At 60.3% G+C, this 15,326-nt stretch carries 13 protein-coding genes; 7 read left to right on the forward strand and 6 right to left on the reverse strand.

What is annotated here, in order from left to right; all coding sequences use genetic code 11:
- Positions 1 to 243: 243 nt before the first annotated feature.
- Genes LGL98_RS05380 through LGL98_RS05390 form a run of 3 tightly spaced genes read left to right on the forward strand, consistent with a single transcriptional unit; the run spans position 244 to position 5,237 of the window.
- Entirely contained in the window at positions 244 to 1,581 is a 1,338-nt protein-coding gene (locus LGL98_RS05380; protein WP_002914972.1) for a maltoporin, read from the forward strand.
- Between the two features lie 12 nt (positions 1,582 to 1,593).
- Positions 1,594 to 3,786 carry a CBM35 domain-containing protein gene (locus LGL98_RS05385; RefSeq protein WP_136030352.1) on the forward strand — a complete coding sequence of 731 codons (2,193 nt, stop codon included), beginning with the start codon at positions 1,594 to 1,596 and terminating at the stop codon, positions 3,784 to 3,786.
- A 50-nt stretch (positions 3,787 to 3,836) separates the two neighbouring features.
- On the forward strand, positions 3,837 to 5,237 hold the full coding sequence (locus tag LGL98_RS05390; protein ID WP_136030354.1) for a glycoside hydrolase family 1 protein: 1,401 nt from the start codon (positions 3,837 to 3,839) through the stop codon (positions 5,235 to 5,237).
- Positions 5,238 to 5,290: 53 nt separating this feature from the next.
- On the opposite strand, the gene flhA is transcribed toward LGL98_RS05390, so the two are convergent.
- The 6 genes from flhA to hypA all read right to left on the reverse strand — a co-directional run bounded on the left by flhA (position 5,291) and on the right by hypA (position 11,212).
- Positions 5,291 to 7,363, reverse strand: coding sequence for a formate hydrogenlyase transcriptional activator FlhA (flhA, locus tag LGL98_RS05395; RefSeq protein ID WP_136030356.1), 2,073 nt, complete (start codon positions 7,361 to 7,363; stop codon positions 5,291 to 5,293).
- 237 nt (positions 7,364 to 7,600) lie between these two features.
- The gene (gene hypE / locus LGL98_RS05400; protein WP_136030358.1) at positions 7,601 to 8,611 is read right to left on the reverse strand and encodes a hydrogenase expression/formation protein HypE; all 1,011 of its coding nucleotides are present in this window, start codon (positions 8,609 to 8,611) and stop codon (positions 7,601 to 7,603) included.
- Positions 8,608 to 9,729 carry a hydrogenase formation protein HypD gene (hypD, locus tag LGL98_RS05405; protein ID WP_136030359.1) on the reverse strand — a complete coding sequence of 374 codons (1,122 nt, stop codon included), beginning with the start codon at positions 9,727 to 9,729 and terminating at the stop codon, positions 8,608 to 8,610. The genes hypE and hypD overlap by 4 nt, the downstream gene beginning before the upstream one ends.
- Positions 9,729 to 10,001 carry a HypC/HybG/HupF family hydrogenase formation chaperone gene (locus LGL98_RS05410; protein ID WP_002914934.1) on the reverse strand — a complete coding sequence of 91 codons (273 nt, stop codon included), beginning with the start codon at positions 9,999 to 10,001 and terminating at the stop codon, positions 9,729 to 9,731. The genes hypD and LGL98_RS05410 overlap by 1 nt, the downstream gene beginning before the upstream one ends.
- A complete protein-coding gene (hypB, locus tag LGL98_RS05415; RefSeq protein WP_136030361.1) occupies positions 9,992 to 10,864 on the reverse strand; it encodes a hydrogenase nickel incorporation protein HypB in 873 nt (290 codons plus the stop codon). Before hypB ends, LGL98_RS05410 begins: the two co-directional genes overlap by 10 nt.
- 3 nt (positions 10,865 to 10,867) lie before the next feature.
- Entirely contained in the window at positions 10,868 to 11,212 is a 345-nt protein-coding gene (hypA, locus tag LGL98_RS05420) for a hydrogenase maturation nickel metallochaperone HypA (RefSeq protein WP_102023676.1), read from the reverse strand.
- A 209-nt stretch (positions 11,213 to 11,421) separates the two neighbouring features.
- On the opposite strand from hypA, the gene hycA reads away from it, so the two are divergent.
- The 4 genes from hycA to LGL98_RS05440 all read left to right on the forward strand — a co-directional run bounded on the left by hycA (position 11,422) and on the right by LGL98_RS05440 (position 15,311).
- A complete protein-coding gene (hycA, locus tag LGL98_RS05425; protein ID WP_136030363.1) occupies positions 11,422 to 11,871 on the forward strand; it encodes a formate hydrogenlyase regulator HycA in 450 nt (149 codons plus the stop codon).
- A gap of 82 nt (positions 11,872 to 11,953) precedes the next feature.
- Positions 11,954 to 12,562 carry a 4Fe-4S dicluster domain-containing protein gene (locus LGL98_RS05430; RefSeq protein WP_004151047.1) on the forward strand — a complete coding sequence of 203 codons (609 nt, stop codon included), beginning with the start codon at positions 11,954 to 11,956 and terminating at the stop codon, positions 12,560 to 12,562.
- Entirely contained in the window at positions 12,559 to 14,385 is a 1,827-nt protein-coding gene (gene hycC / locus LGL98_RS05435; protein WP_136030365.1) for a formate hydrogenlyase subunit 3, read from the forward strand. The genes LGL98_RS05430 and hycC overlap by 4 nt, the downstream gene beginning before the upstream one ends.
- A gap of 2 nt (positions 14,386 to 14,387) precedes the next feature.
- Positions 14,388 to 15,311, forward strand: a complete 924-nt coding sequence (locus LGL98_RS05440) for a respiratory chain complex I subunit 1 family protein (protein ID WP_136030367.1) — start codon at positions 14,388 to 14,390, stop codon at positions 15,309 to 15,311.
- The last annotated feature ends 15 nt before the right edge of the window (positions 15,312 to 15,326 follow it).

Here is a 15,326-nt window from a genome sequence, read left to right on the forward strand (position 1 = left end):
CTTATCCTCGACGGCACATATTCATCTGCTCCTCCTTCCGCTCTGCTGCCGGCTCCCGGCGGCATTCTTGTTATTTTATGTGATCAGTCTCACGAATATATTCGCCGCAGAGCTAATTTTGTGAACCAGATAGGCAATTATGGAAAGCGCTTTCCATTAACGGATGTACATTTCCATTTTTGATCCGTAAATTTCCCCTCCGTTATCGGTTCGTGTTAACAAACATAACGTGGGAAAAAAATAATGATAAAGCTGAAACACTCAATACCTCTGGCTCTCCTCTCGCTGGCAGGGGCCAGCAGCCCGGCCTGCGCCGATCCGAAGTATGATTTTGCGCTGCATGGCTATATCCGCTCCGGGATCCTGGCCAATTCCGATGGCAACCGCGCGGACTCCGTCGGCCTGATGCCGGACGGTAAGTGGCGATTGGGCAACGAAGAAGATACCAAGATCGAACTGATCCCCACCGTGACGCTGACGGCGGACAGCGGCGTGGTGGCGAAAGTGCAGGCCAACCTCACTCATCAGTCGAAATGCACCTCTGACTGGAACTGTCAGGATGACGATGGCCATGACGTACAGTTTCGTGAAGGGTTCGCCGAGCTGAGCAATCTGGATTTTGCGCCGGAGATGACCTTCTGGGCCGGTAAGCGCTACAGCAGCTCTAACACCTCCAGCCATCAGTTCGACTGGGAGTACATTCAGTACAACGGCACCGGCGGCGGCTTCGACAACATGGATCTCGGCTTCGCCCGCTTCGACGCCGGGGTATACGCCTTTTCCCCCACCGATGAAACCAAAGCCTACCCGGTGGATAAGGGAGATCAGGGCTACCCGGATGACTATTCCCTCAACCTGTGGCTGAAAAAGATTGCGGGAACAGGCTTCGATCTGGAGCTGATCGGCCACCACATGAACCGTAACGAAAACCATCCGACTTCCGCCGAGAAGGGCTATGGCGTGACCGGTATTTATAACTTTGACGGCTTCTACGGCCTGACCGGAGGCTACTCCCGCCTCGCATTGCAGTACGGCAAAGGGCTGGCGGCGGGTGACTCGCTGGGTAAAAACGGCTGGGGCTGGGCCAACCTGGAAAACACCCAGTCCTGGCGAGTGGTGCTGGATAGCGTGGCCTCGATGGGCGATCTGGAGATCTCGACCTTCGCTTTCTGGCAGAAAGATAAAAACTACCGCTGGTGGACGGAAGATGAAAATGGCTGGGGACGCTCGATGTGGGTCGCCGGTATCCGCCCCTATCATCAGATCACCCGCAACTTTGCCATGCAGTACGAGCTGGGCTACGAATATCTGGATGACAAAAACTACAAAGGGGTGAACGGCAAAGGCAAAGGCGGCCTGACTAAAGTCACCGTTGCGCCAACCCTGACCTTTGACTCCGGTTTCTGGGCACGCCCGCAGCTGCGCTTCTTCGTCACCTATGCGAAGTGGGATAAAGGTGTCTCCGATGCGTTAGACGGCAACTACAACTGGGATACCAATACCATCACCGCCGGCGGGTATTCCCGCAGTGGTTCCACTGACACCGTTAACTTCGGCGTACAGGCCGAAGTCTGGTTCTAAGGAGAGACAACGATGAAGCCGATGAAAAACCTGCTGCTGATGGGGCTGCTGTCCGCGCTGGGGGCCAGCGGGGCGCTGGCCGCCGAGCGCTCGCACTTTTCGCACTTTATCACTCGCGATGGCGCCACTCTCAAGGATGGCGACAAGGTGTTTCGCTTCGCCGGGATCCACGCCCCGGAGCTGCACCGCATTGAAGACGACGCCCGCGGCCCCTGCAAGGCAGATCCGCGCGGCTGGGGGCAATATTTTAAGTGGCCGACGGCCCAGGAGCAGCAAAACTGGATCCAGGCGATGGTGCAAACCGGGGCGAAAGCCCAGCGCGTCTACGTACTGTCGGTGCAGCAGGAGTTTGATAAGGCCTGCGGGCGCGAGACCCATATTCTGGCGCCGGAAACGGCGGACGGCATGCCGCGGCTGAATGAGAAAGCCATGCGGGTGTATGACAACATGATTGCCGAAGCGGATAAACAGGGATTGCGTTTGATCCTGCCGTTTATCGACCACTGGTGGTGGTGGGGCGGGCGCGAGCAGCTGGCGGCGTTCTATCACGAAAAAGCGGAAGACTTTTATCGGACCGATAGCAAGACCTTCAAAGCCTATCTGGATGTGATCCGTCAGGTCATCACCCGGACAAATACCGTCACCGGCCGCGCCTATTATGATGAAAAAGCGATCATGGCCTGGGAGACCGGTAACGAGCTGGAGGATACCAACGCCGATTTCCTGCATCAGACCGCGGCGTGGATTAAAAAGTGGGCCCCTCATCAGCTGGTGGTGGATGGCACCTATAAGAAAATCAATCCGTTTGCGTTGACCGACCCCAATGTGGATATCGTCAGCAATCACTATTACACCAATGCCGATAATAACCATCCCGGGCAGGTGACGCAGGATCTGCGCGCCGTCGGCGGACAAAAAGTCTATCTCGTCGGCGAGTTTGGCCTGCTGCCGGCGGATCAACTGAACGCCATTATGCAGTCGATTGTTCACAGCGAGGTCAACGGGGCGCAAGCCGCCGGCGGGCTTATCTGGGGCTTCCGCGGCCATCGTCACGACGGCGGCTTCTACTGGCATAAGGAGTCGACCGGGCACTACAGCTACCACCTGCCGGGGTTTGCCAAAGAAGGCGAAGCCAACCAGGAGCAGGCAGTGGTCGATCTGGTGCGCACCGCCGCGGCGCAGATGGCCGGGCAGCAGACGATGGCGCCGCTGCCGAAGCCGGACGCGCCTTTACTGCGCGAGACCACCTCGCCCTTCACGATCAACTGGATGGGCGCCGCGGTGGGGCGCAGTTACGATGTCGAACGCGCCGCCTCGCCGACCGGGCCGTGGACGGTGGTGGGCCAGGATATCTCCGATGGCGTTAACGAATGGAACCCGGAAACCATGGTTCTGTTCCGCGATGATTATCGTCAGCTGCAGCTCGGGCACACGTATTACTACCGGGTGACGGCGAAAAACGAGAGCGGTCGTTCGGCCCCTTCCAATGTGATTAGCGTGAAGCATAGCGAGGAGAATCAGCCGCCGGTTATCACGCTGGCACCCGCCTTAACCACCACTCAGGACCAGGGCGTTGAGCTTACGGCCAGCTGGCAGGACGATGGCCTGCCGTCGCGAGAGGTTAAGGTGGGCTGGCAGCACGCTGGCGACGGACAGGTGCACTTTTGCCATGCCGATCGGGCTCAAACCCGGGCCTGGTTTACGGCGCCAGGCACCTATGCGCTGACGTTCACGGCGGACGATGGGCTGCTGAAAAGCAGCAAAACCGTGACCGTGACGGTGGGCGAGGCGACGGGGAAAGCGCCAGCGGATTTTTGTCGTTTTCACGGCGAAGTTTATGGCGTGGCTGATGGGCGGCTGACGGTGATGAAGAGTGATAAAGACGCGCTGGCAGTTGGCGAGGACGGCTTCCTCGGCCCATTCGCCAACGAGGGGGATAAGATCGGCTGGCAGGTGCAGGCGCCGTGGAGCGGTCAGTTCCTGCTCAATGTGACCTTCAACGGCAAATGGGGAGGTAAGCAGAACTCGTTTGTCGTCAACGGGGGCGCTCCGCAGGCCGTGGCCTTCCCGCAGACGGATGAGCAGGGCCAGCAGCTACGGATACCGGTGACGCTTAACGCCGGGAGCAATCAGATTGACTTCGGCCGCTTCGCCGGCGACTGGGGTTATATGTTTATTAAATCGATCGAAGTGGTCGCGGAGTAGTACGCTCAGGCTGCGCCAGACGGGCGCAGCCTTTTTTCGAAGGAGAGGTTATGCAGCAGTATCAGTTTCCGCAAGGGTTTCTGTGGGGGGCGGCGGCGTCTGGCCCGCAAACGGAAGGAGTTACCAATAAGCGCCATCGTTCCATCTGGGACAGCTGGTTTGCCGAACAGCCGGAGCGATTTTATCAGCAGGTAGGGCCGCAAACCGTATGTGATACTTATCATCAGTATCCGCAGGACGTGGCGCTGATGAAAAAGACCGGCTTCAACTCGTTTCGCACCTCAATTCAGTGGTCACGACTGATCGCTGATTTAGAAACCGGCGCACCGGACCCGGACGCGGTGCGTTTTTATCACGCCTATCTCGATGAGATGATCGCCAACGGCATTGAGCCGATGATCAATCTTTACCACTTTGATATGCCGGAAGTGCTGCAGAAACAGTACGGCGGCTTTGAATCGGCGCACGTGGCCGAGCTGTTTGCCCGCTTTGCCCGCACCGCCTTTAGCCTGTTTGGCCATAAGGTTAAATACTGGATAACCTTCAACGAGCCGATTGTACCGGTTGAGGGGGGCTACCTGTACGACTTCCACTATCCGTGTAAGAAAGATGGCCGGCTGGCGGCGCAGGTGGCGTTTAACATTATGCTGGCGCACGCTAAAGCGGTAACGGCTTATCGTGAACTGGCGCTGGTGGGCGAGATCGGCGTGGTGCTCAACCTGACCCCGAGCTATACCCTCACCGACAGCGACGCGGATAAAAAAGCCGCCGGGTATGCCGACCTGTTTTTTAACCGCAGCTTCCTTGACCCGCTGGTAAAACATGAATTCCCCAAAGCGCTGTGCGAGATCCTCGCCGCCCACGATTGCCTGCCGACGACCAGCAAAGACGACGTGGCGTTGATCCTCGGCGCGGATATCGATTTTCTTGGGGTGAACTATTACGTGCCGCGGCGGGTAAAAGCGCGTGAGAGCGAATATGACCTCGATTATTTCACCCCGGAATACTATTTCGAAAACGCGGTTAACCCGCAGGGCCGCTTTAACCCCTATCGTGATAACAACGAGATCCTGCCGCAGGCGATCTATGATATTGCCGCCAATATTCGCGATAACTACGGCAATATTAAGTGGTATCTTGCGGAAATCGGTATCGCGATGGATCGACAAGCAGAGGGTGAGCCTGGGGCGGACGGGGTGATAGACGATACTTTCCGCATCCAGCTGATGGAGGAGCATCTGGTGCAGCTGCACCGGGCGATAGCCGACGGCGCGAACTGCTTTGGCGTACACCAATGGACGTTTATCGACAACTGGTCGTGGATCAATGCCTTCAAACGGCGCTACGGCTTCTGGCGACTGGATCTGGAGACCGGCGAGCGACAGATAAAACGCAACGCGCTGTGGTTTGCCGAACTGGCGACCAGCAACGGTTTTACCAGCGATAAATAGCGCGCTGCGCCAGCGCTCCCTCTTACCGGCGCGGAAAGGGGGAGCGCGCGAGGCTACACCAGTTCGTCTTTATTAATGCCCAGCCGCTTCATGCGCGACAGGAGCGTGGTGCGCTTGAGCCCCAGCCGCTGGGCGGCGCCTTTCGGCCCGGCCACCACGCCGTTGCTCTCCTTCAGCACCCGGACGATCAGCTGATATTCATCCTCACCTTCCTCAGGCAGGACCTCTGGCGACCGCGGAGGCTCGACGATATCCCGCTCCGGCAGGGAGAGCTGCAGCACGTTACCGCGGGTCAGCAGGACCGCACGTTCGATGACGTTTTCCAGCTCGCGTACGTTGCCCGGCCACTCCATACGGGTCAGAGTGCGCAGAGTTTCCGCCGGGATGCTGTCAATGTTGCGCCCCATGCGGCGGGCGATTTTAAAGGTAAAGGCCTTCACCAGCAGCGGGATATCGTCGGGACGTTCGCGCAGCGGCGGCAGGTGGATCGGGAACACGTTGAGCCGGTAGTAGAGATCGCTGCGGAATTCCCTGTCGATAACCATCTGCTTGAGATCGCGGTTGGTGGCGGCGATCAGCCGGACGTCGGTCTGGATCAGCTTGTTGCTTCCCAGACGTTCGAACTCCTGCTCCTGGAGGACGCGCAGCAGTTTGGGCTGCAGCTCCAGCGGCATATCGCCCACTTCATCAAGGAACAGGGAGCTTTTGTCCGCCAGCTCGAAGCGGCCGATACGCTGGGCGCTTGCCCCGGTGAAGGCGCCGCGTTCGTGACCGAACAGATCGCTCTCCAGCAGCCCGGCGGGCATCGCGGCGCAGTTCATCTTCACCATCCGCCGAGCGTTGCGTCCGCTCAGGTTGTGGATGGCGCGGGCGATAAGCTCTTTGCCGGTGCCGGTTTCACCGAGGATCAGCACGGTGCTGTCGCTGTGGGCGACCATCTCGACCTGCTTGAGCACATTGTTCATCGCCTCGCTGCGGCCGATGATCTCCCCGAATTCGCTCTCGACATTATTGAGCTGCTCGGTGAGCGCGAGGTTCTCATCCACCAGCCGCTCTTTCAGGCGCTGAATTTCGCGGTAGGCGAGGGCGTTATCGATAGCGATCGACACCCGCTCGGCGATCTGCCGCAGCAGCTTGAGATTGGTGGTGGTAAAGACCTGTTCGTCGCACTGCGCCAGCTTTAGCACCCCGAGCAGAGTATTACCGGACATCAGCGGCAGCAGGCACAGGGTCTGGATTTTATTGCCCCACATCTCGAAGAGCATTTTCTCGTATGGCGCGAGGGTGTCATGCTCATGCAGGTTGAGCAGCAGCATCTCTTTGCTTTTGAACACGCGCTCGGTGAGGGTGCCGGCTTCGTCCACCTCGCTCTGGTCGTGAACCGGGTGGCTGGCGTCGAGATAATGGGTGGAATAGATGTTGAGCTTCCCTTTGCGGTCGCTGCGCAGCACCACGCTGATGGCATCGATCCGGAAATAGCGATGGATCTCTTTCGCTACCTCGCTGACCAGCTCGTCGATGTCCAGTCGCGAGAGCACCGCGTTGGTGATGGCCACCAGAATGCGGAAGTTGTCGCGCTCGTGGCACAGTAGATCGTAGTCGACGTTGTTGCTGACCCGGTTCTGAATCTGCTCGGTGACGACGGCGACAATCTGCGTAAAGGTATGCAGCCGCTGAAATTCTTTCTCGCTCCACGGCCGGTTGTCGTGGCGGAGAAATTCGCAGCCGCCGAAGATCCGCCCGTCCGCCGCCAGCGGCAGCAGCGAGTAGTAACCGAACGGACGATACAGTCCGCTGCGGATAAGCTGCGGCCAGGTGTCGGCAAAGGTCTCATGATCGCAATGCAGGGCATCTGGCCGGGAGAGCAAGCGGCGCACCGGGCCGTGGGCCAGGACGGTTTCATCCTCGTAGCTCACTGGGTGGCCGGCCTCATCGCAGGCGTACCTGGCCGCGCGGTGATTACCCGCGTTCCACAGGATGATGGCCGCCTCATCGGCCAGCGCGGACTGTTGCACCAGGCGGGTCAAGGTTTCGCTTAGCGCGGCCAGATCGGGCTGCTGTAATAAAAGCCGGGTGATATCGAACAGCCCTTGCTGGCCGAGATCGCTCATCGGTGTATACGACATTGCTTACGTCCAAAACGCGCCGACAACGTGGCGCATAAGAAAATGATGGTACAAATAATAGTATGTTAATAAAGCGGTTGTGACCGCCGTTAACCCATCCGTGGGCGCCCGCTGGTCTGGGCGAAATAATTATGCTGGCTTTTTCCCGGCTCGCGCTGCGCTTAGCCGGGCTACATGTGTGCGCAGTTTTGTCGCCCGGATAAGGCGCCAGCCGCTATCCGGGAGCCGACGCCGTCGTTAACAAATTCTCGGCAGCGGTTCGGCGTGGGGAAGATCGAGCGTACGCTTCACGCCGTACAGCCCAACGGAACGTACGCCCGGGCGGGCGACCACTTCGCCGATTATCGCCGCATCGCGTCCTAACGCGTGAGACCGTAAATGCGCCAGCACGTTTTCCGCCTCGTCGCGGGCGACGGCGAGCACCAGCTTGCCTTCATTGGCAAAGTTCAGCGCGTCCAACCCAAGCAGCTCGCAGACGCCGCGCACCGTGTCGTTGACCGGCAGCGCCGCTTCATGCAGCTCAATGCCGCAGCCGCTGGCGGCGGCGAACTCATGGGCAACGGCGTTCACCCCGCCGCGGGTGGCGTCGCGCAGGGCTTTCACCCCGCTCAGCGGCCGCAGGGTCTGGATAAGCGGCGTCAGCACCGCGCAGTCGCTGGACAGCGCGCCGTCCAACCCCATCTGCTCACGCAGGTTAAGGATGGTGGCACCATGATCTCCCAGCGTACCGCTGACCAGCAGCATATCACCGGCGCTAATCTGCTGCGTTCCCCAGTGAACCTCTGCCGGGATGGCGCCGATACCGGCGGTGTTAATAAACAGCTTATCCGCCGCGCCGCGCGGCACCACTTTAGTATCGCCGGTGACGATGGCGATCCCTGCAGCCCGGGCGGTGTCGGCCATGCTGGCGACCACTGCTTCCAGGGTAGCCATCTCCAGCCCCTCCTCGAGAATAAACCCACAGGAAAGATAGCGTGGGATGGCGCCGCTGACCGCCACATCGTTGGCAGTACCGCAGACGGCCAGCTTGCCGATATTGCCGCCGGGGAAAAATAGCGGGTCAATCACGTAGCTGTCAGTGGAGAAGGCGAGGCGATCCCCCTGGGCTGCGAGCGCCGCCAGATCGAGGCGCGCCTGGTCCTCCTGCTCCGCCAGCCAGGGGTTGGCAAAGGCTTGCATAAACAGGTCGCCGATCAACTGCTGCATTGCCTGACCGCCGCTACCATGGGCTAACTGGACGCTTTTCATGCTTCATTTTCCTGACTGCGATATTGATACCAGGCGGCGCAGGCCCCTTCAGAGGAGACCATCAGCGCGCCAAAGGCGCTTTGCGGATTGCAGGTGCTGGCGAAGAGCGGGCACTGGTGCGGTTTGCAGCGGCCGGTCAGCACCTCACCGCAGCGGGCGCGCGGATCGTCGCACACGCGCTGCGGCGCCGGGCGAAAATGCGCCTCGGCATCGAAGCGCTGATAGGCTGGCGTGAGGTGCACGCCGGAGTCAGTGATGACCCCCAGACCGCGCCATTCGCTATCGCCATCAAGACAAAATACGTCGGCCATCGCCGCCTGCGCCAGCGGGTTACCCTCATCCGGCACCACGCGACGGTACTGATTTTCCACATCGCTGCGCTGCGCTATTGTCTGCTCAACCAGCATCACCGCGCCTTGCAGTAGATCAAGCGGTTCGAAACCGGCGACCACTAAAGGACGGTGATAGTCGCTGGCGATAAAGTCGTAGGCCTCGGTGCCGATCACCATACTGACGTGACCCGGGGCGAGAAAGGCGTCGATTCCGTTATCCGGCTGGTCCAGCAGACTGCGCAGGGTCGGCAGCAGGGTGATGTGCTGGCAGAAAAAGTAGAAGTTATCGACGTTTTGCTCCCGCGCCTGACGCAGGGTCAGGGCGGTGGCGGGCATGGTGGTTTCGAAACCGAGTCCGAAAAAGACCACCTCACGCTGCGGGTTTTGCTGCGCCAGCCGCAGAGCGTCCATCGGCGAGTAAACGATGCGGACATCGGCGCCGCGGGCTTTCGCCTGCAGCAGCGAGCCGTTTTTACCCGGCACGCGCATAGCGTCGCCGAAGGTGCAGAAAATCACTCCCGGGCGGCTGGCAATCTCAATGCAGGCATCGATGCGCCCCATCGGCAGGACGCACACCGGGCAGCCGGGCCCATGAATAAATTCGATGTTCTCCGGCAACAGCTGGTCGAGACCGAATTTAAAAATGGCATGGGTATGGCCGCCGCAGACCTCCATGATGCGCAGTGGTCGTGCGGCGGTGTGCGGCAGCAGATGCGCACGCTGCTGAAGGTGGGCCACCAGCTGCATCACCTGTTCGGGGGCGCGGTATTCATCTACGTAACGCATTATCGCTCCTCGCCGTACAGCAGCGCGCCGACGTCCGGCTCCACATCGAACATATTTTGCAGCGCCTCGAGGGTGTCGCGGGCTTCGGCTTCATTAATGACGCTCATGGCGAAGCCGACGTGCACCAGCACCCACTGGCCGAGCCGCGGCTGCCCCTGCTCATCAACGGCGCCGACCAGCGTCAGGTCGACGTCGCGCTGAATACCGCAAACTTCCACTTTTGCCAGTACGCCGTCGATGGCGCAAATTTGTCCCGGAATGCCTATGCACATCGCTGCGTCTCCAGCCAGGTGAGCCACTGGTCCATGCCTTCGCCGCTGGTGGCGGAGACAAGAATAATTTCAATATGCGGATTGACCTCGCGGGCGCAGGCCAGGCACTTCTCAACGTCGAAATTGAGATACGGCAGCAGGTCGACTTTATTGAGCAGCATCAGGCTGGCGGCGGCGAACATATGCGGATATTTCAGCGGCTTGTCTTCGCCTTCGGTGACCGACAGCACCGCCACTTTATGGCGCTCGCCAAGGTCGAAGCTCGCCGGGCAGACCAGGTTGCCGACGTTTTCGATAAACAGAATGCCGCGGTCAGCCAGCGGCAGGCGCGGGGCGGCATCGGCGATCATCTGGGCGTCGAGATGGCAGCCTTTCCCGGTATTGACCTGAATCGCCGGGGTGCCGGTGGCGCGAATGCGGGCGGCGTCATTGACCGTTTGCTGATCGCCTTCAATCACCGCGCAGTCGGCGCGTCCTTTCAGCCGGGTGAGGGTTTCGGTGAGCAGGGTGGTTTTACCGGAGCCGGGGCTGGAAACCAGATTCAGCACCAGCTGCTGTTTTGCCGCGAAGCGCGCGCGATTGCGTGCCGCCAGGCGGTTGTTTTTATCCAGCACGTCGATCTCCACTTCCAGCATCCGCCGCTGGCTTTGGCCCGGGGCGTGGGTACCCGCTTCGCCGTGGCCGTAATGCAGGTCGCCCTCTGGCGTGCGGGTGGGGGCAAAGTGGTCGGTTTTGACACCGGTGATGGTCATCTTCTGGCGTGGGGCGGGCGCGAAGGGGGCGCTGCGGAACGCGGAATGCGGGTTTCGTTCGTCTCCTTCAATATAGAGGTTGCCTTCGCCACAGCCGCATGTTGTACACATAGTTTACTCCAATTCTAAACGCTGAATCTGTAAGCCGTCATCCGCCACGATCTGCAGCTGGTCGTTGTTGCAGTGCGGGCAGCGGCGGACGTGCTGCGAGACAAGATGGATGTACTGCTGACAGCGATCGCACCAGCATTCAGCCTGTTGTTCGGCGATATGCAGTTCGCACCCCTCCGCCAACGTGCCGCGGCAGACCAGCTCAAAGCAGAAGGTCAGGGCGCTGGCTTCCACGCAGGAAAAAGCGCCGACTTTAAGCCACACGCCGGTGACCCGCCGCGCGCCAGCCTGCTGCGCCTGTTGTTCAATAATTTCCAGCGCCCGCTGGCTGAGGGTGATTTCGTGCATAGTCGCCTCCGTATCGCGATGCGCTGTATATGCAATAAATATGCCAGAATATATTCGGCCTGACAGAGGATGTCGATGACGACGCCGCCGGGCTGTCATCGACATGTCGTGTCGGCAGGGGAGGATATAAAAAACAAATAAAATCAATAAAATAAAATTTGGCATGAAAAATGCTTAGACGGTGCATCTCATGCTACGGAGAAACCGATATGACTATTTGGGAAATAAGTGAAAAGGCGGATTACATCGCCGACCGTCACCGGCAGCAGCAGGAGCAGTGGCACATCTACTGTAACTCGCTGGTTCAGGGGATCACCCTGTCGAAAGCCCGTCTGCATCACGCGATGAGCTGCGCGCCGGACAAAGAGCTGTGCTTCGTGCTGTTTGGCCATTTTCAGGTATTCGTCGCCCTCGCGGAAGGCTTCAACAGCCACACCATCGAATACTACGTCGAAAACAAAAACGGCGGTGATAAGTATCTGATTGCTCAGGCCACGCTCGCCATGGATGGCACGGTCGACGGCCGCATCAGCAACCGCTCTCGCGAGCAGGTACTGGAGCACTATCTGGCGATTATCGCCACCGTCTATGACCGTCTGTACGACGCCATGGAACAAGACCAACCGGTGGATTTAAGCCATCTGGCGCTGACCCACTGATCGTGAGGTGTCGACACGTGTCGAAAATGACACCTGCGCAACCTGATTTCGTCAAAAATGACTTTCACCCGAGGATGACCCGGTGAACCGTTTTGTAATTGCTGACTCCACTGTCTGTATCGGCTGCCGCACCTGCGAAGCCGCCTGCTCTGAGACGCATCGCCAGCACGGCCTGCAGGCTATGCCGCGGCTGCAGGTGATGCGTAATGAAAAAGAATCGGCACCGCAGATGTGCCACCACTGTGAAGATGCTCCCTGCGCCACTGTCTGCCCGGTTAACGCCATCCAGCGCGTCGATGGCGCGGTTCAGCTCAATGAGAGCCTCTGCGTAAGCTGCAAACTGTGCGGCATTGCCTGCCCGTTTGGCGCCATTGAATTCTCCGGCAGCCGTCCGCTGGATATCCCGGCGAATGCCAATACCCGGCTGGCGCCCCCTGCGCCGCCGGCGCCGGCCCGCGTCAGCTCGCTGCTCGACTGGGTACCGGGCGTGCGCGCTATTGCCGTGAAATGCGACCTCTGCCACTTCGATGACCAGGGCCCGGCCTGCGTGCGGACCTGTCCGACCAATGCGCTGATGCTGGTGGATAGCCGTGATATCGCCCAGGCCAGCAAGCGTAAACGCCAGCTGACCTTTAATACCGACCTTGGCGACTTGTCGCTGTTCCAGGCGCAACAGGGGGAGAGGGAATGAGTGTAATTGGATTAGTGAATCAGGCGGTGGCGTGGTATGCCGCCAGCGCCGTACTGGCCTTTCTGTTTGCCATGCGCAAACCGCTCAGCGGCGCCATTGCCGGGATCGGCGGCGCGGTGGCCAGCGCCATGCTGGTGGTCGCTGGCGGCGCCGCGCTGCTGATGCCGGAGCGGATCCACGGCGGCATGCTGCAGTTTCTGCATCTGACGATGCGGGTGGGCGGTGTCAACGCGCTGTGGCTGCTGGCCATCGGCCTGTCGGCGCTGCCGGTGTCATTGTTCAATATTAGCTGGCATCGCCATCCGCAGGTGAAGGCCAACGGCCTGCTGGTCAACCTGTTGCTGGCCGCCGCGACCTGCGCGGTGGTGGTGACTAATATCGGTTCGCTGGTGGTGATGGCGGAGATCATGGCGCTCTGCGCGGCGTTTCTCACCGGCTGTGCCGCCTCCGGTAAGCTGTGGTTTGCCCTGGGCCGTCTCGGCACGTTGCTGATGGCCTGGACCTGCTGGCTGGTGTGGTCGACCTACGGCACCCTCGAGCTGGCGCAGATCAACCTCCAGGCGGTGGATATGATGCAGAATCCGCTGCTGTGGCTGCCGGGGCTGGTGGGATTCGCTCTGCTGGCCGGGGCGATCCCGCTGCACGGCTGGGCGCCGCAGGCTCACGCCGGGGCCAGCGCGCCGGCCGCCGCGCTGTTTTCCACCGTGGTGATGAAGGTCGGTTTGTACGGCATGTTGACCGTTTCACTGGCCGGCGGCGTGCCGCCGCTGTGGTGGGGGATCATGCTGCTGGTGCTGGGGATGATCACCGCCTTTATCGGCGGACTGTATGCGCTGATGGAGCATAACATTCAGCGCCTGCTGGCCTATCACACTCTGGAGAATATCGGCATTATCCTGCTGGGGCTGGGCGCTTTTGTCACCGGCGTGGCGACCAGCAACACCACGCTGATGGTGCTGGGCTTTATCGGTGGCATGTATCACCTGATTAACCACAGCCTGTTCAAAACTACGCTGTTCCTCGGGGCCGGGGCGGTGTGGTTCCGCACCGGCCATCGCGATATCGAGAAGCTGGGCGGCATCGGTAAAAAAATGCCGCTGATCTCCCTTGCCATGCTGGTGGGGCTGATGGCGATGGCGGCCCTGCCGCCGCTGAACGGCTTCGCCGGCGAGTGGGTTATCTATCAATCCTTCTTCAAAATGAGCACTGGCGACCTGTTTATCGGCCGTCTGCTGGGCCCGCTGCTGGCCGTTGGTCTGGCAATCACCGGTGCACTGGCGGTGATGTGTATGGCGAAAGTCTATGGCGTGACCTTCCTTGGCGCGCCGCGGACGAAAGAGGCGGAAAACGCCACCTGCGCCCCCTGGCTGATGACCCTGAGCGTGGTGCTGGCGGCGGTGTTCTGCCTCGTTGGCGGTATTGCCGCGCCGTGGCTGCTGCCGCTGGTGAGCGGCGCCTTCCCGGTACAGGCTCAGGTATCGAGCGTGGTGTCGCAGCCGATGATCGCGCTGCTGCTTATCGCCTGCCCGCTGCTGCCGTTCCTGCTGATGATCTTCTTTAAAGGCGATCGCCTGGCGGCGCGCTCGCGCGGCGCGGCGTGGGTCTGTGGTTACGATCACGAACAGTCGATGGTGGTGACCGCCCACGGCTTTGCCATGCCGGTGAAAGAGGCCTTTGCGCCGTTGCTGAAGCTGCGTCACTGGTTGAATCCGGTGCGTCTGGTTCCGGGCTGGCAATCGTCCTCGGCGCCGGCGCTGCTGCGCGGTATCGCGCTGGTTGAGCTAGCGGTGCTGGTGGTGATTGTCATTTCGCGAGGAGCCTGAGAATGAATTTGTTAATTGCATTGCTACAGGCGCTGGTGCTGTTTGCCGTTGCGCCGCTGTTGTCCGGGATCGTTCGCGTCGCGCGCGCGCGGTTGCATAACCGCCGCGGACCGGGGGTACTGCAGGAGTATCGCGATATCCTGAAATTGCTGGGCCGCCAGAGCGTTGGCCCTGATGCCTCTGGCTGGGTGTTCCGCCTGACGCCGTATGTCATGGTGGGCGTGATGCTGACCATCGCCACCGCGCTGCCGGTGGTGACGGTGGACTCCCCGCTGCCGGTGCTCGGGGATCTCATCACCCTGATCTACCTGTTCGCCATCGCCCGTTTCTTCTTCGCCATTTCCGGTCTGGACACCGGCAGCCCGTTTACCGCGCTGGGCAGTAGCCGCGAAGCGATGCTCGGCGTGCTGGTGGAACCGATCCTGCTGCTGGGCCTGTGGGTGGCGGCGCAGGTCGCCGGCTCGACCCATATCAGCACCATCACCGATACCCTGTACCACTGGCCGGCGGCGCGCAGCATTCCACTGATCCTCGCGCTGTGCGCCTGCGCCTTCGCCACCTTTATCGAGATGGGCAAACTGCCTTTCGATCTGGCGGAAGCGGAGCAGGAGCTGCAGGAAGGGCCGCTGTCGGAATACAGCGGCAGCGGCTTTGGCATCCTGAAGTGGGGCATCAGCCTCAAACAGCTGGTGGTGCTGCAGATGTTTGTCGGCGTCTTCTTCCCGTGGGGCCAGATGACCAGCTTCAGCGTCGGTGGTCTGCTGCTGGCGCTGGTGGTGGCTATCGTCAAGCTGGTGGTGGGAGTGCTGATTATCGCCCTGTTCGAAAACAGCATGGCGCGTTTGCGCTTTTGTGCCACCTCCCGCGTCACCTGGGCCGGGTTTGGTTTCGCCTTTTTAGCTTTCGTCTCCTTGCTGGTGGCGTGATTAAGAGAGTTTGAG

Origin of the sequence: Klebsiella africana (assembly GCF_020526085.1) — a bacterium.
GTDB classification, from domain to species: Bacteria; Pseudomonadota; Gammaproteobacteria; order Enterobacterales; family Enterobacteriaceae; genus Klebsiella; species Klebsiella africana.

Excerpts from the sequence above, each read along its gene's own strand:
- LGL98_RS05380 (WP_002914972.1), top strand. The coding sequence starts at position 244 with ATGATAAAGCTGAAACACTCAATACCTCTGGCTCTCCTCTCGCTGGCA.
- LGL98_RS05385 (WP_136030352.1), top strand. The coding sequence starts at position 1,594 with ATGAAGCCGATGAAAAACCTGCTGCTGATGGGGCTGCTGTCCGCGCTG.
- LGL98_RS05390 (WP_136030354.1), top strand. The coding sequence starts at position 3,837 with ATGCAGCAGTATCAGTTTCCGCAAGGGTTTCTGTGGGGGGCGGCGGCG.
- flhA (WP_136030356.1), bottom strand. The coding sequence starts at position 7,363 with ATGTCGTATACACCGATGAGCGATCTCGGCCAGCAAGGGCTGTTCGAT.
- hypE (WP_136030358.1), bottom strand. The coding sequence starts at position 8,611 with ATGAAAAGCGTCCAGTTAGCCCATGGTAGCGGCGGTCAGGCAATGCAG.
- hypD (WP_136030359.1), bottom strand. The coding sequence starts at position 9,729 with ATGCGTTACGTAGATGAATACCGCGCCCCCGAACAGGTGATGCAGCTG.
- LGL98_RS05410 (WP_002914934.1), bottom strand. The coding sequence starts at position 10,001 with ATGTGCATAGGCATTCCGGGACAAATTTGCGCCATCGACGGCGTACTG.
- hypB (WP_136030361.1), bottom strand. The coding sequence starts at position 10,864 with ATGTGTACAACATGCGGCTGTGGCGAAGGCAACCTCTATATTGAAGGA.
- hypA (WP_102023676.1), bottom strand. The coding sequence starts at position 11,212 with ATGCACGAAATCACCCTCAGCCAGCGGGCGCTGGAAATTATTGAACAA.
- hycA (WP_136030363.1), top strand. The coding sequence starts at position 11,422 with ATGACTATTTGGGAAATAAGTGAAAAGGCGGATTACATCGCCGACCGT.
- hycC (WP_136030365.1), top strand. The coding sequence starts at position 12,559 with ATGAGTGTAATTGGATTAGTGAATCAGGCGGTGGCGTGGTATGCCGCC.
- LGL98_RS05440 (WP_136030367.1), top strand. The coding sequence starts at position 14,388 with ATGAATTTGTTAATTGCATTGCTACAGGCGCTGGTGCTGTTTGCCGTT.